The 22,822-nt window shown below is 60.8% G+C and carries 21 protein-coding genes, 2 pseudogenes and 1 riboswitch; of the genes and pseudogenes, 13 read left to right on the top strand and 10 right to left on the bottom strand.

Annotated features, from left to right (window positions below; all coding sequences use genetic code 11):
* Position 1 precedes the first annotated feature (1 nt).
* The 3 genes and pseudogenes from AC1DOX_RS07045 to AC1DOX_RS07035 all read right to left on the bottom strand — a co-directional run.
* Positions 2 to 874, bottom strand: a complete 873-nt coding sequence (locus AC1DOX_RS07045; protein ID WP_441614764.1) for an NAD(P)-dependent oxidoreductase — start codon at positions 872 to 874, stop codon at positions 2 to 4.
* Positions 875 to 919: 45 nt separating this feature from the next.
* Complete coding sequence (locus tag AC1DOX_RS07040) at positions 920 to 1,993, bottom strand: maleylacetate reductase (protein WP_441614765.1); 1,074 nt, start codon at positions 1,991 to 1,993, stop codon at positions 920 to 922.
* A gap of 167 nt (positions 1,994 to 2,160) precedes the next feature.
* A pseudogene (locus AC1DOX_RS07035) lies at positions 2,161 to 3,006 on the bottom strand (tyrosine-type recombinase/integrase); the annotation flags it as partial.
* A 775-nt stretch (positions 3,007 to 3,781) separates the two neighbouring features.
* Here AC1DOX_RS07035 and AC1DOX_RS07030 point away from each other — a divergent pair.
* The 8 genes from AC1DOX_RS07030 (at position 3,782) to AC1DOX_RS06995 (ending at position 9,824) form a co-directional block, all read left to right on the top strand.
* Positions 3,782 to 4,207 (top strand): hypothetical protein, encoded by a 426-nt coding sequence (locus tag AC1DOX_RS07030; RefSeq protein WP_441614767.1) that lies wholly within the window; start codon positions 3,782 to 3,784, stop codon positions 4,205 to 4,207.
* A gap of 162 nt (positions 4,208 to 4,369) precedes the next feature.
* Positions 4,370 to 4,876 carry an adenylyltransferase/cytidyltransferase family protein gene (locus AC1DOX_RS07025; protein WP_441614769.1) on the top strand — a complete coding sequence of 169 codons (507 nt, stop codon included), beginning with the start codon at positions 4,370 to 4,372 and terminating at the stop codon, positions 4,874 to 4,876.
* 1 nt (position 4,877) lies between these two features.
* Positions 4,878 to 5,585, top strand: a complete 708-nt coding sequence (locus AC1DOX_RS07020) for an HAD family hydrolase (protein ID WP_441614771.1) — start codon at positions 4,878 to 4,880, stop codon at positions 5,583 to 5,585.
* Positions 5,533 to 6,027 carry a GNAT family N-acetyltransferase gene (locus AC1DOX_RS07015; RefSeq protein WP_441614773.1) on the top strand — a complete coding sequence of 165 codons (495 nt, stop codon included), beginning with the start codon at positions 5,533 to 5,535 and terminating at the stop codon, positions 6,025 to 6,027. Before AC1DOX_RS07020 ends, AC1DOX_RS07015 begins: the two co-directional genes overlap by 53 nt.
* Positions 6,028 to 6,195: 168 nt before the next feature.
* The gene (locus tag AC1DOX_RS07010) at positions 6,196 to 7,017 is read left to right on the top strand and encodes a nucleotidyltransferase domain-containing protein (RefSeq protein ID WP_441614775.1); all 822 of its coding nucleotides are present in this window, start codon (positions 6,196 to 6,198) and stop codon (positions 7,015 to 7,017) included.
* Positions 7,007 to 8,341, top strand: coding sequence for an aspartate aminotransferase family protein (locus AC1DOX_RS07005; protein ID WP_441614777.1), 1,335 nt, complete (start codon positions 7,007 to 7,009; stop codon positions 8,339 to 8,341). Before AC1DOX_RS07010 ends, AC1DOX_RS07005 begins: the two co-directional genes overlap by 11 nt.
* 6 nt (positions 8,342 to 8,347) lie before the next feature.
* The gene (locus AC1DOX_RS07000; protein ID WP_441614779.1) at positions 8,348 to 9,121 is read left to right on the top strand and encodes a hypothetical protein; all 774 of its coding nucleotides are present in this window, start codon (positions 8,348 to 8,350) and stop codon (positions 9,119 to 9,121) included.
* Positions 9,036 to 9,824, top strand: coding sequence for an aspartyl/asparaginyl beta-hydroxylase domain-containing protein (locus AC1DOX_RS06995; RefSeq protein ID WP_441615055.1), 789 nt, complete (start codon positions 9,036 to 9,038; stop codon positions 9,822 to 9,824). Before AC1DOX_RS07000 ends, AC1DOX_RS06995 begins: the two co-directional genes overlap by 86 nt.
* 33 nt (positions 9,825 to 9,857) lie before the next feature.
* On the opposite strand, the gene AC1DOX_RS06990 is transcribed toward AC1DOX_RS06995, so the two are convergent.
* Positions 9,858 to 11,024: an aminodeoxychorismate synthase component I gene (locus tag AC1DOX_RS06990; RefSeq protein WP_441614781.1), complete on the bottom strand. Its 1,167-nt coding sequence runs from the start codon at positions 11,022 to 11,024 to the stop codon at positions 9,858 to 9,860.
* A gap of 96 nt (positions 11,025 to 11,120) precedes the next feature.
* Positions 11,121 to 11,207, bottom strand: a riboswitch (ZMP/ZTP riboswitch).
* A 281-nt stretch (positions 11,208 to 11,488) separates the two neighbouring features.
* Between AC1DOX_RS06990 and AC1DOX_RS06985 the strand changes: the two genes are divergently transcribed.
* Positions 11,489 to 12,535, top strand: a complete 1,047-nt coding sequence (locus tag AC1DOX_RS06985; protein ID WP_441614783.1) for an IS110 family RNA-guided transposase — start codon at positions 11,489 to 11,491, stop codon at positions 12,533 to 12,535.
* 1,049 nt (positions 12,536 to 13,584) lie between these two features.
* Positions 13,585 to 14,494: pseudogene (locus tag AC1DOX_RS06980) on the top strand (IS1595 family transposase); the annotation flags it as partial.
* A gap of 322 nt (positions 14,495 to 14,816) precedes the next feature.
* On the opposite strand, the gene guaA reads toward AC1DOX_RS06980, so the two are convergent.
* The 3 genes from guaA to guaB form a co-directional block, all read right to left on the bottom strand.
* Complete coding sequence (gene guaA / locus AC1DOX_RS06975) at positions 14,817 to 16,436, bottom strand: glutamine-hydrolyzing GMP synthase (protein ID WP_441614785.1); 1,620 nt, start codon at positions 16,434 to 16,436, stop codon at positions 14,817 to 14,819.
* Positions 16,411 to 17,055, bottom strand: a complete 645-nt coding sequence (locus AC1DOX_RS06970; RefSeq protein ID WP_441614787.1) for a hypothetical protein — start codon at positions 17,053 to 17,055, stop codon at positions 16,411 to 16,413. Before AC1DOX_RS06970 ends, guaA begins: the two co-directional genes overlap by 26 nt.
* Positions 17,056 to 17,148: 93 nt before the next feature.
* Positions 17,149 to 18,612 carry an IMP dehydrogenase gene (gene guaB / locus AC1DOX_RS06965; protein ID WP_441614789.1) on the bottom strand — a complete coding sequence of 488 codons (1,464 nt, stop codon included), beginning with the start codon at positions 18,610 to 18,612 and terminating at the stop codon, positions 17,149 to 17,151.
* A 115-nt stretch (positions 18,613 to 18,727) separates the two neighbouring features.
* On the opposite strand from guaB, the gene AC1DOX_RS06960 reads away from it, so the two are divergent.
* Positions 18,728 to 19,687, top strand: coding sequence for a DMT family transporter (locus AC1DOX_RS06960; RefSeq protein WP_441614791.1), 960 nt, complete (start codon positions 18,728 to 18,730; stop codon positions 19,685 to 19,687).
* A 90-nt stretch (positions 19,688 to 19,777) separates the two neighbouring features.
* Entirely contained in the window at positions 19,778 to 20,344 is a 567-nt protein-coding gene (locus tag AC1DOX_RS06955; protein ID WP_441614793.1) for a DUF4124 domain-containing protein, read from the top strand.
* 34 nt (positions 20,345 to 20,378) lie between these two features.
* Here AC1DOX_RS06955 and AC1DOX_RS06950 read toward each other — a convergent pair whose 3' ends face one another.
* Both AC1DOX_RS06950 and AC1DOX_RS06945 read right to left on the bottom strand, forming a co-directional pair.
* Positions 20,379 to 20,738 (bottom strand): RnfH family protein, encoded by a 360-nt coding sequence (locus tag AC1DOX_RS06950; RefSeq protein WP_441614795.1) that lies wholly within the window; start codon positions 20,736 to 20,738, stop codon positions 20,379 to 20,381.
* Complete coding sequence (locus AC1DOX_RS06945) at positions 20,722 to 21,162, bottom strand: type II toxin-antitoxin system RatA family toxin (protein ID WP_092133933.1); 441 nt, start codon at positions 21,160 to 21,162, stop codon at positions 20,722 to 20,724. Before AC1DOX_RS06945 ends, AC1DOX_RS06950 begins: the two co-directional genes overlap by 17 nt.
* Positions 21,163 to 21,338: 176 nt before the next feature.
* On the opposite strand from AC1DOX_RS06945, the gene smpB reads away from it, so the two are divergent.
* Positions 21,339 to 21,791: an SsrA-binding protein SmpB gene (smpB, locus tag AC1DOX_RS06940; RefSeq protein ID WP_092133935.1), complete on the top strand. Its 453-nt coding sequence runs from the start codon at positions 21,339 to 21,341 to the stop codon at positions 21,789 to 21,791.
* Between the two features lie 51 nt (positions 21,792 to 21,842).
* Here the strand turns inward: smpB and AC1DOX_RS06935 are convergent, their stop codons facing one another.
* Positions 21,843 to 22,772 carry an SPFH domain-containing protein gene (locus AC1DOX_RS06935; RefSeq protein WP_092133937.1) on the bottom strand — a complete coding sequence of 310 codons (930 nt, stop codon included), beginning with the start codon at positions 22,770 to 22,772 and terminating at the stop codon, positions 21,843 to 21,845.
* Positions 22,773 to 22,822: the final 50 nt, after the last annotated feature.

The raw sequence follows: 22,822 nt of genomic DNA, 5'->3' as shown, positions 1-22,822 counted from the left end.
CCTAGGCCGCCCTCACGCCGGCAGCTAGCGCCGCCGACTTGATCACCGCAGCATAGTCGTCACCAGCCATGCCCTGCGCGGCGGCACCCTGCAGCATCTGGCCGAACAAGGCCGTCAGGCCCATCGGCACACGCAACTGCGCGCCCGCGTCCAGGATCAGCCCGACGTCCTTGAGCATCTGGTCCACCGTAAACGTGGGCGTGTAGTCGTGCACGGCCAGCTGCGCCGACTTTGCCTTGACGATCGGCGACGCCACGGCGCTGGCATTGATCACCTCCCACATGGCCGCCCAGTCCAGACCACCCTTCTTGCCCAGCATCAGCGCCTCGGCCAACATGCCGCTGGTCAGCGCGATCAGCAGATTCACGACCAGTTTCATCAGGCGCGCTTCCTCCCCCTCGCCAAGATAGAACTGGGCCGGTCCGAGCGCAGCCAGCAAAGGCCGGACGCGCTCATAGGCGGATTTCGGGCCGGACACCAGTGCCGTCAACTTCGCCGCCTCGGCCATGTGGTTGTTGCCCGATACGGTGACGCGCAGGTAGCCGATATCGCGCGCGGCCAATGCAGCGGCAGCCTCGGCCGACGCCGTGGGCGAGACCGTGCTGGTGTCGATATAGAGCGCGCCCGGCCTGGCCGCGGCGGCCACCTGCGCGGCAACGGCTGCGAAGGCGGCATCGTGCGGCATGGAACTGAATACGACTTCCGCCTCGCCAACCGCTTCGGCGAGCGACGCCGCCACGGAAAGGCCGGCCTGCCGCGCCGCCGCGACTTGTGCGGGCGCCACGTCATGGACGAGGACGTCGTTTCCAGCCGCCGCCAGATGGCGCGCCATCGGCAAGCCCATCTTGCCGGTTCCGATAAAGCCAATCTTCATGGTCTCGCTCCAGGTTCTTGTTTGGGTGTCACGGGAGGCATGCCCTCATGCGGGCCGCACACCGTCGTAGGCGGCTTGCAGCAAGGCGCGGATCGGCTCACGCTCGATCTGGCGGGGATTCCAGTAGGGGTTGGCCAGCGCGATGTCGGTGGCGCGATCGAGGTCCTCCTCCCGCATGCCAATGTCGCGCAGCGCGACGGGTGCGCCATGACGCGCAGCCAGATCGAACAATGCGGCCGGCGCCGAAACATCCGTCACGCCGATGGCCCGTTGAATGCGCGCCATCGCCTCGGGTGCCGCGGCGGCGTTGTACGCCATGGCATGGGGAAGCACGATCGTGTGGGTCTCGGCATGGGGCAGATTGAAGCTGCCGCCCAGCGTATGGCACAGCTTGTGGTGCAGCGCCATGCCGACGCTGCCGAGCACGGTGCCGCACAGCCACGCACCGTAGAGACACTGGGCACGCGCGTCGAGATCGGCCGGCTTGCGGAAGACCGCGGGGATGCCGCTGGCCAGGGCCCGGATACCCTCCTCGGCCATCATCGACATTACCGGGTTGGCTTCGCGGGCATAGAGGCCTTCGGCCGCATGCGCCACCGCGTTCAGTCCGCTGGTCACGCTCAGCCCCACCGGCAGCCCTACCGTCAGTGCCGGATCGTAGATGACGGTGCGCGGCAGTACGCGCGGGTCGCGGCCGGTTCGTTTCAGGCCGGCCTCCGTGAGTCCGTAGATTGGCGTCATCTCCGAGCCCGCGTAGCTGGTGGGAATCGCCACGATCGGCATGCCGGTTTCCAGCGCGATGGCCTTGCCCAGGCCGGTGGTCGAGCCGCCGCCGATGGCCACGGCGCAGTCGGCACCGGCCGCGTGCGCACGGGCCACCGCCTCGCGCGCACTCTCCACCGGCACATGCATGACGGCGCCGGCAAAGATGCCAGCCGACCGGGCCCCCAGCAGGTCTGCAATGCGCTGTGCATCCGCTACCTGGTTGGGGGTGCACAGCACCAAAGCCCGCGCGGCGCCAAGCCGCTCGACCTCTTCTGCAACCCGCCCCGACGTGCCCGCACCGAACACGACGCGAGCCGCATTCGCCTCATAGATGAATGGCTGTGACGTTTGCATGGTCTCCTTTGTGGCGTGCGAATACGAATGACTGAACGCTATATTTCCGCGCGCCGAAAGGAAATAGCCCCTGCGGAAAACACTCTTTAGTCTGGTGGAAAAATCGGGGAAATTCGCTGGTCAGGCTCGCACCGGCGACGAAACACGCCTCGAGGCGGACGCGACGCGGCGTTCGACATGCAGCGGTCGGCGTCATAGCGCGACGGCAGCACGAACTTGGAACCGGCCGCACACGTGTGCAGTGCCACGAAGATGTCGAGCGCCTGGCGCGACAGATAGACGACATGGGGGTTGCGCCCCTTCATCCGCTGCTTCGGAATGGTCCAGGTCGCGTTCTCGAAATCAACCTCATCCCAAGTGGCTTGGATCAGTTCGCTCTCGCGCACCAGCGTCAGCAGGATCATGCGTAACGCCAGCCGGATGGTCGGATAGGTCGCCACCGATTCCATCTGTCGCGCCATCAGGCGGATCTCAAGCGGCGACAAGGCGCGATCCTTCGGCACGAAGGTCGCGATCGACGCGGCCCCCACATCAGCGGCAGGGTTCTCCACTTTCTCGCCGTGCAAGATGGCGAAGGCATAAACCTGCTTCACGATGTCGCGGATGTGCACTGCGGTGGCGGGCGCGCCGCGCTCCTTCACCTTGTTGCACAAGGCTCGCAGGTCGTCGGAGGCAATTTCGTTGAGCTGGCGATTCTCGAAGGCCGGCAAGATGTCCCGATCAACGATGCTCTTGCGCATCGCCTTGGTGCTGTCGGCCATCCGGGCGCCCGCCAGCCACTTCCCGGTCATCTCGCCGAAGGTCTTGGCAGCGGTCAGGCGGCGCTTCTCGCGCTGCTTCTCAAGCGCGGGAGACTTGCTCTGAGCGACGGCTTTTTTGGCGTCGATCAGCTTTTCCAGCTCCCTGATGGCACGAGATAACGGCGACTGCTCAATGTGCAATCTCTCGGCCGCCCTCGTGAAATGAAGCTCTTCTGCGACGGCCAGGAAGCACTGCAAATGACGCAAATCCATCCTAGCCCTGCCTGGTCTGCTACGCATGCACTCTCCCGCTAGGTGAGGCATTCGGGCAGAAGCGATTCACCAGCGGCCGATAGTACCGATCTTCATACATGGAGCATCTCCTAAACGAGTGAACGCGGCTGCCGGATGCGCAGCCTACCGCGACATAGTCCTGAGGAAGGACGAACCGATATCAGCCCTCTGTTTCGACCTACCTCATCACGCCTCAAGAAGGCGCCATGACTTGAGCCTTGGTCGGCCCGCCATATGACGCTGCAAACGTTAGAGGTCCTGATCGATGTTGAAAATGCTTCTCGTCTTCTGCCAAGCCAGGCTCTCAAGTGGGAACTTGAATCTCTATACAGTCCCCGGAGACAGAATCCTGCAACAGGCGTAGCTGTGCCATCACTGAGCACTCGTTGCAAGCGCGCTTCAACAATCCGCAAGTCGCACGTACGATCAAATTCAGACATAAATACTCGACGTTGGATGTAGATCGATGGCCGCAAAAGTCAAGGAAGCTGGGCGCTAACGTTACTCCCACCATCATCAAGATTGATTCCTTTGATTGCCTATTTGCGTTTTGATTCGCAACATTTCATCACATTAAAAATAAAGACAGAAATCAAGATCATTTAGGCACAACGGGAATAAATATCTCGACGCATTGGGAGATCATTCCACCAGCTCGTAGGATTCAAGTACCAAGGTCAATGGATTATTCAAAAGGAAAGATGGCGCCAGCTTTAATGACTTATGTTTGTCTTTTCCGATCAGGATGCACGGTATGAAATCAAGCACGTCACGCAGGATCGTGGCGGCTGCAACTCTGGCGGCCTGCTTCGTGTCGCCACACGCGGCTTCGGCCTTCGGTGTGACGGACGCCCACCGTCGTTCCACTTACTTTGCAGTCACCCATTGGGCGGCGGAAGTTGGCTACACAGTCATCTGGCAGCCGCGAACCACTGCCGGTACGATTCTTGACTTCCCCGCTCCGTCACGCGAAGTGCATGAGGATTTCTGGTTTGCGGTGGAGGCGCTGGTGACCGGCGCCGCGTATGGACGCGCCAACATGTATTGCATTCCACCTTCGGAGTTCCGAATCGAGGCGATCATCGACGATCGCGTGCGCTTGGTATATGTGCTCGGCCGCCCGACCTTGCGACGCTGTACTGCTCCGAACCTGTCAACTCGAGACCCCAATAACGTTTGATATCCCAGAGCCTGCCTAAATGGAAACGCAGGAGCGATATTAATACCATTCACCTAGATATGAAAAAATATCAACCGAACTCAATAGCTCAGTTAATTGTCGACATATCTGTATTTTTCAATATCGGCGTTCACACGTCGAGGCTCCCTTTCAGGAGGGACAATGCGCCAAAACGAGATCGGAACCTCGCGTGTCGCACGCGATATTGCCCAGCTCGCACACGAGATTGGCACAACGCCATCAGCAGGGAAGGTGGTGCTTTGCCATGGATGCTTCGACCCGCTTCATTACGGTCATCTCCTGCACTTCCGAGAGGCAAAGACGTTTGGGAGCATGCTCGTGGTGACGATCACTGCAGATATGTTCGTCAACAAGGGCGGCGGTCGGCCCATCTTCACCGCTGAGCAGCGCGCAGATCTGGTCGGGGCATTGCGGATAGTGGACCGGGTCGGCATATCGGAGTCCGAAACTGCAGCGGCAGTCCTTGAGGTCGTGCGGCCTGCGATCTTCGCGAAGGGTTTAGATTACGTCGATTCCCGCTCGCCTCTGCTGCGTGCCGAGCTGGCTGTTGCGAAGCGCCTCGGGATAGAAATCCGCTACACGGGCAGCGTCAAGTTTTCCGCCACCGAAATGTGCGTGCAGGCCGGTTGGCTCGATCGGCGGCGCTGAGATGCAACCCAACCTCCTGGTGGTCTTCGACCTGGACGGCGTGCTCGTGGAAACACACCACTTCCATCTCGAGGCCTGGCGCCAGGCCTCGATCGAAGTGGCGGGCATCCTCGTTGAGGACGTACTGCTCGACGGCATTCGCGGTCGCTCGAGGCAGGAAACCATAAATCACCTGTTCGGGGGTGAAGCATTGCCATGTGAAGTCCAGGCGAGGCTTATCGCACGGAAGGCGGCGCTGTATAGGGCATCAGTCATGCAGGATTCGTCCCGTTTGCTCGTGGCAGGCGCGAGAGAACTGTTAAGGGATCTTGAGGCGGGTGGCTATGCCATAGCGCTCTACTCAGCAAGCAGTGTTGCGCGAGAGGTGATCAGCGCGGTCGGCATCAGCAGCTTCTTTTCTTACGTGTCGGATGGTCTCGATGCAGGTCGCCCCAAGCCGTATCCGGACCGACTGGTGCGGATGCTGGCAGCGCTTGGCATCGCTCCTGGGAACGCCGTCCTGCTCGAAGATTCTGAATTAGGCGCCCTTGCGGCAAGAGTAGCTGGAATGCGGGTGCTGGGGATCGGCAGCAGCCTACTACAAGACTGTCCGACGTTCGCCCGAATCGATCAGCTTTCCGCACAAGCCATCAGGAATTACATCATTGGAGACCGTCATGAGCAGCAAAGCGGTGAACCCTGTCATCTGCATTCGTTCATCAGCGCCTGACGACATCGAACCGCTGAAGATGATCGTGAGAGACAACGATCCCCATCTCGTCCCTTCGTTCGAGAGAGACTATCAACTGGTTCACGTAGCGGAACGCCTTCCCGCATCGGGCCACTTCCTCGTGGCGAAAATGGAGCATGGCTTGGTAGGCGTCACCGGCTACCGGCCTGATGCGTGGGGCGCCCGAGACATTTGGTGGTTAACGTGGCTGTACATCTCACCGAAGTTCAAACGACGGGGCATAGCAACACGACTGTTCGCTACGGCGCAACAGGAGCTTCGCGGACTAGGGTGCCGGAAGTGCTACCTGGATGTCGGCGATTTAGAGTCCCAACGCGCCGCGGTGGCCTTTCACGAACGGGACGGATTTCGGCTCGAAGGCACCTTGCTGGACTTTTGGGCATCGGGGATGCATCACCATATCTTCGGGAAACTCCTTTGAACAGTGTCGATGATAGCTTCGCTTTGTCCCGTTTCCGCGTCGCGGAGCGGAGTGAATTGCAAGCAGGCAAGCACGAATTGTTCGCACTGAGTACTGGATCGGTCGATCTTGCTCAGACGCAGCGCGCCGTGGCCGCATTCAGCCGACGGCCATATCAGGAAGCAGGAAATGAATGAGTCATTTGACATGCGCGATCTAGTCCAGACGATCGGCATTCGCGACTATGGCGAGGACACCGTCGGCCTGTTGCTGACAGGCAGCTTTGCCAAGGGTAACGCGACCCCGCACAGCGACGTGGATCTTATTGTCAGCTCTGCGGACATACAGGACGGCGGACAGCGGATCTTCCGGCACTGTGGCAGGTTGGTGAACTTAAAGATTCAGTCCCGCGAGACGTTGGCATCGGTCCTTGTCGACCCGCAGAGCGCCTGCCGGTATCTCACTGCCCTTACCTACTCCGTCCCCCTGATCGACCGAGACGGGTTCCTGCAAGACTTGCTGGACAAGGCCCGCAACTTCGACTGGACTCCCGAACTGATCTACAGCGCGCATCGTGATGCGGCCGCAGAATTGATCGCTTGGTTGGAAGAGGTCCACAAGGGCATCGCGGGTCTCGAATTGGGGGACTCAGGAAGGCTCCTACAAGCCGTCCACGGTTGCTCCTGGGGCATGTTGCGGGTTGTTCAGTTGCACCTTAGGGTCCTGGAAGGCGGCGACAACACGGTCGTCGATGACGTCATGGCTGCCGTGGGCGCGGCTGCCGAGTGGCCCACGCTCCTGAGGACGGCAATCGGACTCACAGGGGCCAGTCTTTCCGACCGAGTTGAAGCAGGCCTCGAGTTGTTCTGCGCCACCTCAGAGCTTGTCCAGTCCTCGTTCCTTCCCGACGAGATGCGGATGATCGAACCGAGCCTGGCACAGACCCGCGAGTTCCTCACCTCCCGTCCGCGCCACTGGGCGAACCAACCAACAGCCGCCAATGCTCACTGAAGCCACTTCTTCTGTTGGATCGTCGGGCTCGCATCTCGTTGGTGACGTCATGTCGGCCTGGAACGCTTTCAGGTGCAGCGGCCCGGTAAAAGTGTCCCACGCGCGCGGTTCAAGGGTCTGGACCGAAGACGGCCGGGAGATGTTGGATTGGATCATGGGCTGGGGATCACTCCTGTTGGGCCACACCCCGCCGTTTGCCCGCGCCGCGATGCAGGAGGCCAACGAAGACGGATTCGGCTTCCAGTACGAGACGTCTGATAACGAACGACTGGCAGCGCGGCTCGCGACCCTGATCCCAAGCGCCGAGCGGACGCGCTTCGCAAACTCCGGAACAGAGGCAACATTGCACGCACTCCGTGTTGCAAGGTTCGTCACCGGACGCAGAAAAATCCTCAAGTTCGAGGGCCATTTCCACGGAGTCAATGACTACCTTCTGTTCGGTGTGGATGGCGGCACGAGGCTTGGTGAAACTATGGCTGGCGGAACAATCGAACCCGTTGCCGGCAGCCGAGGCCTTCCCGAGGACGCGCTGAGGAATTTGGTTGTGGTCGTACCCTTCAATGATGCGTCGGCCGTCGAATGTGCATTCGCGCAGAATCGAGGCGAAATCGCGGCCGTCATCGTCGAGCCCGTGTCGCTCAACATCGGATGCGTCTATCCGCGGCCGGGCTTTCTGAAGCTACTGCGCGAGAAGTGCGATGCCGAGGGATCGCTGCTCATCTTCGACGAAATCCTCACGAACTTCCGTCTCGGTCCATCGGGGGCGCAGGGCGCCTTCGGCGTTGTACCCGACCTGACTTGCCTCGGGAAGGCACTAGGATGCGGCTTTCCGGTGGCCGCGCTTTGCGGCCTGTCGTCACATATGGACGTGCTCAGCCCCGTGGGAGGCGTGGAGATGGCCGGAACCAATACCGGCCGCAGACTTTCGATCCTGGGCGCGCTGCATGCGATCGAAGCAATGGTCGCACAAGAGGCGTGGCGCTCGGTCCAGGTACTTCAGGACATCTTCGTCGACGGGGCGCGCGAGATCTTCGCGCGACACGGGGTACCCGTCTATGTCCAAGGAGCAGGCGGCCGCATTGGTGTTCATATCGGGCTGGACCGGCAGCCGCAGAACTTCCGCGATGTCACCGCCAAGTGGAACCGTGACTATCACGTCAAGTGCTACATGGCCTGTGTCCACGCCGACCTCTTCGGCTTCCTTCTCCCGCTAGGACCCTGTCCGGAGCCCGTAACGCTTTCCGCAGCGCATACCGCGGCGGACATTCAAGAGACACTCAATCGGCTGGAATCTGTCCTGAAAACCCTGCCCCGCTACCACTGACGAAAGATGACATTTACCGGCTTCGAGCTGCCGACGGCGAGCAGTGATTGGCGCATCACGAGGCAGACTTACTCGGCGGACGAGGATTCCTTCTACGAGTCTCTGTTCTATCTATCCAACGGATCGTTGGGCGTAAGGGGGACCGTCGACTTCGCCAATCCGTACGCCCGGCCCGGCCTTTTCCATCGCAAGCTCTATGGCCCAACCACGTTCGGCACGCGACAAATCATCAACGCGCTGAACCCGACGTTCGTGTGCGTAGAAGTCAACGGGAGTCCCCTAGGCTCGCTGCTCGCCGACGCCCACCAGTTTGAGCAGGCGCTTGACATGCGCCATGCGTACGTCGAAACGAATGTTCGCTGCTCACTGGGCGGAGCACCGGCGGGCATCGGCATCCGCCGTCTCGTTGTTTCTGGCAACGACACGATCGTGAGTGCCATCCGGATCGGAGCGCCATGCGGCAGCATCGTCACGTGCCGCCAGGGTGTGCAATTCGGCCACGGGAACATGGATCTGGCCGGAAGGCGGGAGCACGTCCGCATTGAGCAACTTGAGATTGTTGACTCGGTGGCGGACACGACGGGCTTTGGGATCGCTTGCCGGACACGGGCGGACGGCAACATCGTCTGCGCATTCATCTGCGCCACGCCCCCGGGCAGCGCCATTGACCATTCGTCCGCTTCCTTCATCCAGCATGGGGTGTTTGGATTGTCGCACCATCCCGCCCCCGCCAGTGAATGTCAATATCCATTTTTCGATAATTCAGAAAGAAATTTCTGACCTTGGGGGAAATCCATGGATCAGGCATGGATTTCACTCCACTGGACATGATGTGATCCCCCTATTGAGTACAGGTGGTGACTTGTTTGCTCGTGGCGGGGCACCGAATCATTCCCTTTTGCCGCCATTCTTGCCAACAAGCCATCTAGAGCGAATGCCTTACACGAGGGAGCTAATTCACTCTTTCGGTGCCTCACCTCAACGCGCACGAATGGCTAAGATAAGGGCTGGGGAAGTTATAAAACCACATCGCGACCTGCACCCGAATTGGTTCAACAAGGTACGCGTTCACATTCCAGTCGTGACAAATCCAAATGCACTATTTCACGTGTGGGAATATGACAACATCCTGAAGCGAGAAGACCGAACTGACTTTCACATGACGGCTGGTACAGGCTGGGTCTTCGACACATGGCGCGCACACGCGGTAACAAACTTCTCTCAGGAGGATCGGATACATCTGATCATCGATCTCGAGCCGCGCGATCGTCTCTTCTCCCTAATGTTCGACGGAGTGCCCGAGCAAGGGGTACGCAAATGCCTCGCGTATGAATACCCCCGGGAATACCGCACCGACATGGAGACTCTACGCTGGCTGACCGGTGGCAACATCGATGCTGGCATTCATCTATGGCGGACAACAATCGTAGATTGCAATCCACAACTGAGCCAATACCAGTATGATCCGGAGTTCTGGATCTAACGAGGCTGTACCTTAGGGAATATGCCCGATCTCTCAGGCGGCGGCATGCGCGTCTCTAGTCCATGCGCGCGCATTGTTTGCCTCCAATATCCGGGATTTCCATTGACATTCCTGCCACTCGAGTTCCGGATCTGAGTCGAGCACAATGCCGCCACCTACTCCATACACTCCGGACCCTTTGTCGTTGAGTAAAAGCGTGCGAATAGCAACGTTCAACGAGAAGTCTCCGTTTGGCGCCAGCCAACCGATGCTGCCACAATACAGGCCGCGATCCGTACCCTCCAGCTCATGGATGTAGCGCATCGCCGCGATCTTAGGAGCGCCAGTGATGGAGCCACACGGAAACAATGCTCGTAGTACGTCCAGAAGCGAAGTTTGGCCAATGTCCGCGCTGATGGTGGACGTCATAGTCCAAATCGACGGATAACGTTCCAACTCGAACAGCCTCTCAACAGTGACCGAGCCAACACGTGCAATCTTGCCCAGATCGTTACGTAAAAGATCAACAATCATCGCATTTTCGGCGCGATCCTTGACACTGGCCAGGAGGGCGCGAGCCGATCGTTGATCTTGGATGGCGTTAGCATAACGCGGAGCTGTGCCTTTCATCGGACGACTGGTCACCCTCCCATCTTTGCGACACAGAAAGAGCTCCGGTGAAAAAGACAATATATGCTGCCCTTCGATGCGGATATACGCAGCGTGTGCGGCAGGATGGCGATTGATCAGAGTCCGGTAGAGAGCTACTGGATCTCCCACAATTTCGACATCGATGGGAAATGTATAGTTGACTTGATAGACGTTGCCTTCCTCGATCAAACACCGAATCTTTTCGAGTCTTTGTTTGTATGTCGCGAAACTAATCCGTGGGCAGGCGGAAACGATTTGGCTCACCTGGCCTACTTCGGGCGGGTGCCACACCGCCTCAGTCTCCGCGCGCTCGAACACAAGAGCAGTCAAGCGAGGTTCATCGCTATGTGCGGATGAAGTTCTCGCTTGCCGAGCTAGCGCTGGCTCCAGCCATTCACCCAGCGAATAGGACAGTATCAAGGCAATCCAGTGACCTTGTTGCCTGCTTGCCTCGATGGCGGCCATGGCTGTAGGAACGTCACTAGGTGCATACGCCTCAATTCGGCGACGCAACCCATAGAGGGCCAGAGCGCGCTTGGCGATCGTGTTCTCAAATCGACAGATCGTCATCGACCACCTCCTGTACCGCTCCGACGGTGTATCGAGATACGGGTGCGTGTGGGCTTGCATCTCCGGGCATTGCTTACCCTCCATGCGGATGAAAGAGAAATATGCCCAGGCGCGCGGCTACGCGGCAAATGTCGCATTCCCCGATAGTTATCTATCTCTGAGTCGCCAGTTCAGCGACTGGCTGAATTGTCGCATAAATGATTGCCGAAACACAACGCCTAAGATAGCTATGGTACGGTGAAAATTCTTACGTTCACTTAATATTAAATTCACTCAAGTTGATATGAATAAGTTTCTACGAAACCTTCTTCGCTACAGATTGTCCTTCCTCTATACCTTTTAGGTGAAGCCGACTGTTGAACCGGGTTCGAATGGGCGTTAATGGGATGGACGCCCCCTCCCCGTGAAGGTACATGAGTGCCAAACTGGTGAGCATGGCAACCTCTCAAACAGGAGCATCCCTCATGAAGGTCACGACGATCGGCATCGACTTGGCGAAGAATGTGTTTCAGATCCACGGTGTGAATGAGCTTGGCAAAGCGACGTTGAGGAAGCAGCTCAAGCGTGCCCAGGTGGCCGAGTTCTTTGCGACTCTGCCGCCGAGTGTAATTGGGATGGAGGCGTGTGGCAGCGCGCACCACTGGGCCCGTAAGCTGCAAAGCTTTGGGCACACGGTGCGGCTGATGGCGCCGCAATTCGTCAAACCGTACGTCAAGACCAACAAGAACGATGCGGCCGATGCTGAGGCGATCTGCGAAGCGGTAGCACGACCGAACATGAGATTCGTGCCGATCAAGAATGTTGAGCAGCAAGCGGTGCTGGCACTGCACCGTGCGCGCCAGGGCTTCGTGAAAGCGCGTACCTCGCAGGCCAACCAGATCCGCGGATTGCTGGCTGAGTTTGGGTTGGTTGTTCCCCAGGGCATTGGGAACATTGCCAGGCAGGTCCCGGAGTTGATCGAGGACGCGACCAACGAGTTGCCCGGCTCGTTCCGTCTGCTCATCCAGCGACTGCTGGAGCATCTGAAGGAACTGGACCGTCAGGCCGATGAAATTGGCGCGCAGATCGAGGCATGGCATCGGGATAACGAGTTGAGCCGCAAGCTGGCGCAAGTTCCAGGAATCGGCCCGATTACCGCCAGTGCACTGGTAGCGACCGTAGGCAACGCGCGGAACTTCACCAGCGGCCGCCAATTGGCGGCGTGGCTTGGCCTTGTGCCTCGACAAAACTCCAGCGGAGGCAAAAACGTCTTGCTCGGCATCAGCAAGCGAGGGGATACATATTTGCGAACGCTGCTCATCCATGGCGCTCGCGCGGTAATCTACAGGGCCAAGCCCAAAGGGGCGACGAGTGGTTGGCTCCAAACATTGCTCTCGCGACGCAATGTCAATGTGGCTGCCGTGGCGCTGGCAAACAAGAATGCAAGAATCATCTGGGCGCTGCTGACACAGAACCGAGACTTCTGTCCTGAGTATGCCCCTACCGCAGCGCGGCAGCCTGCGCAGGCCTGAACTCAACGATAAAAACGCGCGCAAGAGAAATCTCCAGACCATCGATTGCTCAGGCGATCAAACAGTGATGGCAAGACGGTCAGACCGTGGTTGGCAGAAGCCTGATATGCAACACGAGCACGAGGCTCGCAGCGTTGATAAGGCGCCGACCAGCGGATTCCATCAGGGACGGCAGGCATGAGCCTGACATCAAGTCCGGATACATGACTGCAATCTCGACCTTCTATCCATTGCTGAATGCATCGTTTGACAAACCGGGGGCGTCCATACATGTTGCATATATCCGGGCGTCTGGCTGGGCCCTGACGTTTACGCGCAACGGTCTGGGCGGCGCCCCTGTTAACTCTTCGGGTAACTGCGTAGAATCTCGATTTTTGCAATAGAGATGTGCAAGGACAAACACAGCGGGGAGAGCCAAAGGAGATCTACCGTGTCAGGAACTGGGCTCGATGCCTCGATTCTCACTGCGCCACCGGTTGGCACAGGGGTATGAATGCCGAGTATGCAAAACTACGTGGACACAGCACAAGAATAAGGCGAACCCATTCTCGCCCTGGACCATCAAGCGCCAGTAGCGCTTCATGGTCGTTCAGGCCGTAGGCTCCTGGCCTCTACACGTGGCCTCGATCACCTCAGGATGACCGTTTAGGGAGCCCCAACGGACGTAGCTTGGGCATAGGCGAAGTGGCAGCTTTCGAGCTGGAGGTACGCCTCCTGGAAAAGCGTGACATAGTCTTACCACCTTTATCCAGGGACGAAATTCCAAGTGAATAAGTCCATGGTTGTGATCTGCAGTCGCGTCGACCTGACGTCCTCGCCGCGCTATCGTTCGCGAGCAGCGTTCGATAGCGGTCTGACCGCTAAAGACGAATGTCAATGACTTTCTTCTCTAGTGGCTGTAGAGCTCGTCAATGCCCTCCTCCCGGTCGAGGCCAAAGCAAGTTTGCAGTCGATTCGCTCATGAAGGCGATTATTCGCTGCGCAGCGAATAAAGCCATTACGCCGATAAGCGCGATCCATTTAACCGGAGCTCGGCGCATACTACCGCCATGAAGCGCCCGAGCGCAGGCATTCACTACCCCGGTTCCTTCGGCAAGTTCCAGACGTAGTTCCAGTCCGACGCCGACTGCTTGGACTACCTCGAGTGGCTGCGATGGCCGTCCGGGTTCGTCTGCCCGGAATGCGGCCACGCTGGTGAATGGCGCCTGGGAGACGGGAGGTTCATGTGCACGGACTGTGGCAGCCGCACGTCCGTGACGGCGGGAACCATCTTCGACCGAACCCGCACGCCGCTCACGGTCTGGTTCGCCGCATGCTGGAACTTCGCCTCCGGCAAAGACGGAATCTCGGCTTTAAGTCCGAAGCGCACCTTGGAGATCGGTTCGTACCAGACGGCTTGGGCGATGCTGCACCGGCAGCGATCCATCTTGGTTCGTCCCGATCGGGAACTCATGCGCGGCAAGGTAGAGCTGGAGCAAACGTACATCGGCGGGTTCGATCCCGGGTTACCTGGAGGGCGCGCCCAAGGGAAGAAGGTCCTGACGTGTGTCGCGGTCGAGCTCATCGAGCCCAAGGGATTCGGCCGCTGCCGGTCGCTGCTGGCCTTCGTGTCGACGAATGTCGAGCCGGGGGCAACAGTGATCACCGATGCTTGGCAGAGCTACCGAGGATTGGAGAAGAAAGGCTACATCCATGACCGTCGCAGCCAGCGGGCAGCCAGCGCGCGTGGCGAAGACCCGGGCGCGCTGCTGCCAGGCGCATCGGATCGCGTCCCTGGCAAAACGCTGGCTGCTCGGCACCCACCAGGGAGCGGTAGACGCCGCGCACTTGCCCAGCTACCTCAATGAGTTTGTGTTCCGCTTCAACCGCCGCCGCTCACTTAGCCGCGGGATGCTGTTCTACAGAGTCCTGGAACTCGCCGTTGCACATGACCCAGTGCGCTACCAGGACCTCGCGCGGACGAAAAGGCCCAAAGCCAAGTGCCCCACGGGCATCCTCCAGGCTTGGAGCGCCCTCGGCAGAACCGGCCGTGGAGGCAGCACGACTCCGGTTAAATGGATACCCCCAAAGGCCGATTATTCGGCTATAGGCATTTTCGCTGCTCTGCGACCCAGTCTCGTATCGCTCGCCGGGACAACCGCTCAATGCAATCACTTAGAGCTAAAGCGGAAATGGAGAGCACTCGACACAACCGGCTTCCACGGCCGCACGAAAAGCAAGCAGCAAAAAAACAAGGCGCCTCGAAGGCGCCCTGAATGCATAACTATATGTGCTTTTAACGTCACTCCCACTCGATCGTCGCGGGCGGCTTGCCCGAAACGTCGTACACGACCCGATTCAGGCCACGCACTTCGTTGATAATGCGATTCGAGCAACGGCCCAGCAGCGAGTACGGGAGATGCGCCCAGTGCGCCGTCATGAAGTCCGTCGTCTGCACCGCGCGCAGCGCCACCACATAGTCGTACGTGCGGCCATCACCCATCACGCCGACCGACTTCACCGGCAGGAACACGGCAAATGCCTGGCTGGTCAGGTCGTACCAGCTCTTGCCCACCTGCTGCGGCTCGCACAGGCCAGCGGCGGCGTCCTGCTCGGTGGCGATCGTCTTGCGCAGTTCCTCGATGAAGATGGCGTCGGCACGGCGCAGCAGGTCGGCGTAGTCGCGCTTGACCTCGCCCAGGATCCGCACGCCCAGGCCCGGGCCCGGGAACGGGTGACGGTAGACCATCTCGGGCGGCAGGCCCAATGCCACGCCCAGCTCGCGCACTTCGTCCTTGAACAGGTCGCGCAGCGGTTCCAGCAGCTTCAGGCCCAGCGTTTCCGGCAGGCCGCCCACGTTGTGGTGGCTCTTGATCGTGGTCGCCTTCTTGGTCTTGGTGCCGCCCGATTCCACCACGTCCGGGTAGATCGTGCCCTGCGCCAGCCACTTGGCGTTGGTCAGCTTCTTCGCCTCGGCCTGGAACACCTCGACGAATTCGCGGCCGATGATCTTGCGCTTCTGCTCGGGATCGGTCACGCCGGCCAGATGGCCCAGGAACTGCCCGGAGGCATCGATGTGGACGACCTTGGCGTGCAGGCGGCCGGCAAACATCTCCATGACCATCTTGCCTTCGTCCAGGCGCAGCAGGCCGTGATCGACAAACACGCAGGTCAGCTGGTCGCCGATGGCGCGGTGGATCAGCGCCGCGGCCACGGAAGAATCCACGCCGCCGGACAAGCCGAGAATCACCTCTTCGTCGCCGACTTGTTCGCGAATCCTGGCCACCGCTTCGGCGATGTGGTCGCGCATCACCCAGTCGGCCTTGGTGCCGCAGATCTCGAGCACGAAGCGCTCGATCATCTCGCGGCCCTTGGCCGTATGCGTGACTTCCGGGTGGAACTGCACGGCGTAGTAGCCGCGCGACTCGTCGGCCATGCCCGCGATCGGGCAGCTTGGCGTCGATGCCAGCAGCTTGAAGCCCGGCGGCAGCTCGGCGACCTTGTCACCGTGGCTCATCCAGACCTTGAGCATGCCGTGGCCTTCGGCGGTGGAAAAGTCCTCGATGCCGTTCAGCAGCTTCGTATGGCCGTGGGCGCGCACCTCGGCATAGCCGAATTCGCGATGGTCGCTCCACTCCACCTTGCCGCCCAGCTGCACGGCCATCGTCTGCATGCCGTAGCAGATGCCCAGCACCGGCACGCCCAGGTCCCACACCGCCTGCGGGGCGCGGAGCTGGTGGTCTTCATAGGTGCTGGCGTGGCTGCCGGACAGAATCACGCCCTTCGGCGCGAACTCCCGCACGAAGTCGTCGGAAACGTCGTTGGGATGGATCTCGCAGTAGACGTGCGCCTCGCGAACGCGACGGGCGATCAGCTGCGTGACCTGCGAGCCGAAATCAAGAATGAGGATTTTGTCGTGCATGATTGGCGTTTGGCGGTGCTTCCGGTTCGGGTTCGGGCATCACCTCGGTGCCCGGGCCGTAGCCGGGCGGCGGCGTGATGACCGGCTCGCGCCGGTATTCGGGGAATGGCTTCTGGCGTGCCTGGCTGGCGCCGCCGGGTTCGTTTTCGGGGGGAGACACATCGGCCGGACGGACGTCCCGTCCCGCCTTTCGTTCCGCTTCGCGTTCGGCCTGCAGCTCGCGTTCGCGCAGACGCACCTTCTTGGCGGCCGGCAGTTGCACGACGGCGAAGACGATCAGCACCGCTGCCAGTGTCAGCAGCCAGATCTTGCCGGCGCCCTGCACGGGCATGTCCAGGAACATCGTCCATGCGGCGATCAGCACGGCACTGGCCAGGTTCACCTTGCCTGCGGTCCGCGCCACGGTCACGGTCAATTGCCCGTTGACGGTAGCCTGGAACAGCAACCAGGAAAAACCAATCATCGCCACGCCCAGCAGCTGCCCGAACAGGGCCGGCTGGGGCTGCGGCAATTGCAGCGCGGCGTACAGCGTGGTGAACGGCGACATCAGCAGCAGGATGCCGAGCAGCAAGTCGAGCAAGGCGTCGAAAAACAACACGGCTCGCAACAATACTTTCATGGGCGCTCCTCTTGCGGCGCGGCCGCGCGACCCCGTCAACCTCGACGGAGCCAGCGCGGCCGTGTTGCCCTTCCCGGGCGGGCCATATCGGGATCAGTCGATATGGTAGTTCGGCGCTTCCTTGGTGATCTGCACATCGTGGACGTGCGACTCGCGCATGCCCGCGGCGGTGATCTGGACAAACTCGGCGGACTCGTGCCAGTTGGCAATCGAGCTGCTGCCGCAGTAGCCCATCGAGGCACGGATGCCACCGGTCAGCTGGTGGATGATCGCCATGACCGAGCCCTTGTAGGGAACGCGGCCTTCGATGCCTTCCGGCACCAGCTTGTCGACGTTGGCCGTGTTGTCTTCCTGGAAGTAACGGTCCGCGGCGCCGTCCTTCATCGCGCCCACGGAACCCATGCCGCGGTAGCTCTTGAACGAACGACCCTGATACAGGAATACTTCGCCGGGCGCTTCCTCGGTGCCCGAGAACATGCCGCCCATCATCACGGTGTGTGCGCCGGCCGCCAGGGCCTTGGCCACATCGCCGGAATAACGAACGCCACCATCGGCGATCAGCGGCACGCCGGTGCCCTTGAGGGCTTCGGCCACGTTGGACACGGCGGTGATCTGGGGAACGCCCACGCCGGCCACGATACGCGTGGTGCAGATGGAGCCCGGGCCGATGCCGACCTTGACGCCGTCGGCGCCATGTTCGACCAGCGCCAGCGCGGCGGCGCCGGTGGCAATGTTGCCACCCACGACCTGCACATGCGGGAAATTCTGCTTGACCCAGCGCACGCGGTCCAGGACGCCCTGGCTATGGCCGTGCGCGGTATCCACCACAACCACGTCCACGCCGGCCTTGACCAGCAGTTCCACACGCTCGTCGTTGTCCGGGCCAACGCCAACGGCGGCGCCAACGCGCAGCTGGCCGTGGTCGTCCTTGCTGGCCAGCGGATTGTCGACAGCCTTCTGGATATCCTTGACGGTGATCAGCCCGCGCAGCTCGAACGCGTTGTTCACCACCAGCACACGCTCCAGGCGGTGGCGATTCATCAGGCGCTTGGCTTCTTCCAGCGGCGCGCCTTCGGCCACGGTCACCAGCTTATCGCGCGGCGTCATCTTGGCGCGCACCGGGGCGTCGAGTTCTTCCTCGAAACGCAGGTCGCGGTTGGTGATGATGCCGACGACAGTCTTGCCTTCCAGCACCGGGAAACCCGAAATACCGTGCTGCTGCGACAGGGCGATCACATCGCGCACTTTCATTTCCGGCGAAATGGTGATCGGATCACGCAGCACACCCGATTCATAGCGCTTCACGCGCGCCACTTCGCGCGCCTGGTCGGCGGGCTTCAGATTCTTGTGGATGATGCCGATCCCGCCGGCCTGTGCCATGGAAATAGCAAGGCGCGCTTCCGTCACGGTATCCATGGCGGCGGAAACCAGCGGAATATTCAGTTCGATCGAACGGGTCAGGCGGGTGCGGAGGGAAACATCCCGAGGCAGGACGGCCGAATAGGCCGGGACGAGCAGCACGTCATCGAATGTGAGTGCTTTCTGGACAAGACGCATAGCAAATCCTCTAGGCGCAAAAGCAGATTATACAGGAATGCAGGATTTGCTGATGCGTTCTTGCAAGGCCTTTGCTATTCTCGGCCTCCCTTTCAGACAACGATATCGGGAGACCATGGGAATCGGCGTGTTGTGTGGCCTTCTGGCGGGTGCGTTCTGGGGCATGGTGTTCATCGCACCGAAGCTGCTGCCGGTGTTTTCGCCATGGGAGCTGGCCATCGGCCGATACCTGGCCTACGGGCTGGTGGCCCTCCTCGCCGCCCTGCCCCTGCTGGCGCGCATCGCCCGCAAGCTCACTCGCGCGGACTGCGTGGCGCTGCTGCGGCAAGCCTTCACCGGCAACCTGCTGTACTACGTGCTGCTGGCGTTTGGCGTTCAACTCGCTGGCGTGGGGCCCACGTCCCTGATCATTGGCATCCTGCCGATCTCGGTCACCATCATGGGTCGGCGCGACCACGGCGCTGTGCCGCTGACCCGTCTGATCTGGCCGCTGCTGGTGGTCGCCACCGGCATCGCCTGCATCAATATCGATCTGTTCGGCGGCGGCGCCGGCGCGCATGGCGCTGCCGTGGGTGCCGTAGTTAGACCAGTCTGGCAAAAGATTGCGGGCGTGGCCTGTGCGGCGGGGGCACTGGTCTGCTGGACGCTCTATGCCGTGGACAACGCCCGCTACCTGCAGCGCAACCCGCACTACAGCGGCAACGAATGGTCGGCACTATATGGGCTGTCGACGGGACTGGTGTCCGTGGTGCTCGCGGCCATCGGCTGGCTGGTGCTCGGTGATGCCCTGACCGCACCGGGCAGCGGCCGCGACTGGCAGTGGTTCTGGATGGTCAATGCCGCGGTGGCACTCGGGGCGTCGCTAATTGGCAACAACCTCTGGAACATCGCCAGCCGCCGGCTGCCCCTGACGCTTTCGGGCCAGATGATCGTATTTGAGACGCTGTTCGCGCTGGCATATGGGTTTGTGTTCGATCACCGCTGGCCGCGCCCCCTGGAAATAGCCGCCATCGTGTTGCTGATGGTCGGCGTGGCCTGGTCCGTGCGCTTGCATGCCACGGACAAGTCTCAGTAGACTACCGGGCAATGACGCGGGGGTCACATCGTTGTCAACCCCACCGCAGTCTGATAGCACCATCGCCCAACCCGTCCAGACGCCTTCGCCATGAATCGATCGTCCGCGCTGTACCTGCTTGTCGCCGCCGCTGTTGCCGTCCCCGGCACGGCCTTCTCCCAATGGCAATGGAAGGACAGCACGGGACGCATGGTGTATAGCGATGTGCCGCCACCGCCATCCGTACCTGACCGCGCCGTTATCATTGCGCCCGGCCGGGCTCCCGGGGCCTATCGTCCGGTGGAAGCGGATGCCGCCGCCAAGGGCGACAGCGCCAAGGCCGAAGGCCAACCCGAAGCCAGGCCGGAGGCACCTCGTGCGCGCCCGGCATCCGCCCGGGTGAAAGACAAGACGGATGCCCCGGCCGATCCCGATCAAGCATTCCGCGAACGCCGCGAAGCCAGGCTCAAGGCCGACCTGGAAGCCGCCACCAAGGAACGCGAACAACTGGCACGCCAGACGCGGTGCCAGGAGATGAGCAACTACGCCACGGGCCTGCGCGAAGGCATGCGCGTGTCAAAAGCCGGCCCCGACGGCTCTCCCAATCGCCTGAGCGGCGAGGAGCGCGTGGCCGAACTCGCGCGGATGAACGAATCGATCTCGCAGCACTGCAGCTGAAAGCCGGCGGTTGACCGCGGCGCCCTGGGGGTCGTCAGCCCTCCTGGCCACCCCCGCCGCGCAGCCACTTCAGGCCCTCGCGCGTTCCCGTCTGGCGGGTCTTCTGCACCCGCTTGCGGCGAGCCTGCTTCGGATCGGCCGTCAGCGTCCGGTAAACCTCGACCCGATCGCCAGTGCGCACCACCGTGTCAGGAGTCTTGAGCTTGCCGTAGATCCCTACGCGAAGCGTGGACGGATCGACCTCGGGATACGCCTCGACCAGCCCGCTGGCATTGATCGCCCCAATTACCGTCGTGCCCGCCGCCACCTCGATGTCTTTCAGGAACACGCCGTCCGGACGGGCATAACAGACCGACACGCGCACGACGTCCGCCGCTTCAGTCTTTGTTGCCATAAACCACCTCGGCACGCTTGACGAAGGAGTCGACGAAGGTATTCGCGATCATGCTGAATACCGGACCGATGATTTTCTCGAGAATGAAGCTGGAAAACTCGTAGTGCAGGTGGAATTCGATCTTGCAGGCGTCGGCACGCAGCGGCGTAAAGCGCCAGGACCCATTGAATGTCTTGAAAGGACCATCGGCGAACGTCATATCGATGCGAGTCGGACGCTCCTGGACGTTGCGCGTGTGGAAATACTGCTTGATGCCGTTGAAGTGAATATGGAGCTTGGCGTCGAGCAGCGTTTCGGTCTGCTCGAAGACCTCCACGCCGCCGCACCACGGCAGGAACTTGGGATAGTCCTCCACGCGGGTGACCAGGTCGTACATCTGCTCGGCCGAGTAGCCGAGCAGGACGGATTTATGGACGTCTGCCATGTATTCGGATTGCGGGGCGCGGCCGGGGCTGGGCCGGGGCCGGATTGGTTTGCTAGAATCCCGATTTTAGCCGACAGGCGCGCGCACGGCACCCCCGGCGCACATTTCCGCCCCGGCCAATCGCTTTTCACGCCTGCCGCGCTGCGGCAGTCTCGCTTAGGAACCCACCCCACCGCATGACCATCGCTGACAACAAGAAGGCCTTTTTCGACTACTTCATCGAAGAGCGATTTGAAGCCGGGATCGTGCTGGAAGGCTGGGAAGTCAAGGCTATCCGCGCCGGGCGCGTGCAAATCAAGGAAGGCTATGTCGTCGTGCGCGACGCGGAGATGTACCTGATCGGCGCCCACATCAGCCCGCTGCAAAGCGCCTCGACGCATATCAAGCCGGACCCGGTACGGACCCGCAAGCTGCTGCTGAAGGCTGACGAGATCAAGAAACTGATCGGCAAGGTGGAGCAGCGCGGCTATACCCTGGTGCCGCTCAACCTGCATTACACGCGTGGCCGCGTCAAATGCGAGATCGGACTCGGCAAGGGCAAGAAGCAGTTCGACAAGCGCGAAACCGAGAAGAATCGCGACTGGCAGCGCGAAAAGGCGCGCCTGATGAAGAGCGACAACAAGGAATAAAAAAACGGAGGCTTCGGCCTCCGTTTTCGTTCGAAGGGGCGGATATTGCTGTCAGGCGGCCTTCTGCCCTTTTACGATCTGGAGCGCGGACGCAATCATCGAACTCATCTCCCCCAGATTGCCCGGCACAATCAGCGTATTGCCCTGCTTGGCCAGATTGCCAAACGCCGCCACATACTCCTCGGCCACCTTCAGGTTAACGGCCTCGGAACCGCCCTCCCCCCGGATGGCGTGGCCGATCTTCGCAATCGCCTGCGCATTGGCTTCCGCCACGGCGAGGATCGCCGAAGCTTCCCCCTGGGCCTTGTTGATGGCCGCCTGCCTTTCGCCTTCCGATTTCTGGATAGCCGCCTCGCGCGCACCCGACGCAAGGTTGATCTGCTCCTGACGCTTGCCTTCCGATGCCGCAATCAGCGCGCGCTTTTCACGCTCGGCGGTGATCTGCGCCTGCATTGCGTGCAGGATCTCCTTGGGCGGCGTCAGGTCCTTGATTTCATAGCGCAAGACCTTCACGCCCCAGTTGGCCGCCGCCTCATCGAGCGCATTGACCACGCTGTGGTTGATGAACTCACGCTCCTCGAAGGTCTTGTCCAGTTCGAGCTTGCCGATCACGGACCGCAGCGTGGTCTGCGACAACTGCGTGATGGCCACCACGAAATTGCTCGACCCGTAGGACGCCTTCATCGGGTCCGTCACCTGGAAGTACAGCACGCCGTCCACCTGCAACTGCGTGTTGTCCTTGGTGATGCAGACCTGGCTCGGCACGTCTAGTGGAATCTCCTTGAGGATGTGCTTGTAGGCGACCCGATCGACGAACGGCACCACGATCGACAGACCCGGCGTCAGCGTTGCGTGATAGCGCCCGAGCCGCTCAAGCACCCATGCATGCTGCTGCGGGACGATCTTGATGCCCTTGGCGATCAGCACGATGGCGCCGATGAGCAGGATTAGCGGAAACAAGCCAAGCTGGTACGCAAGCATGTACAACTCCCCCCAAGAAGGAAACGGCAAACGACAAGAATGTTGGGAAC

The organism is Cupriavidus sp. 01L415, from assembly GCF_056400065.1.
This window is presented reverse-complemented; position numbering and strand designations above follow the sequence as displayed.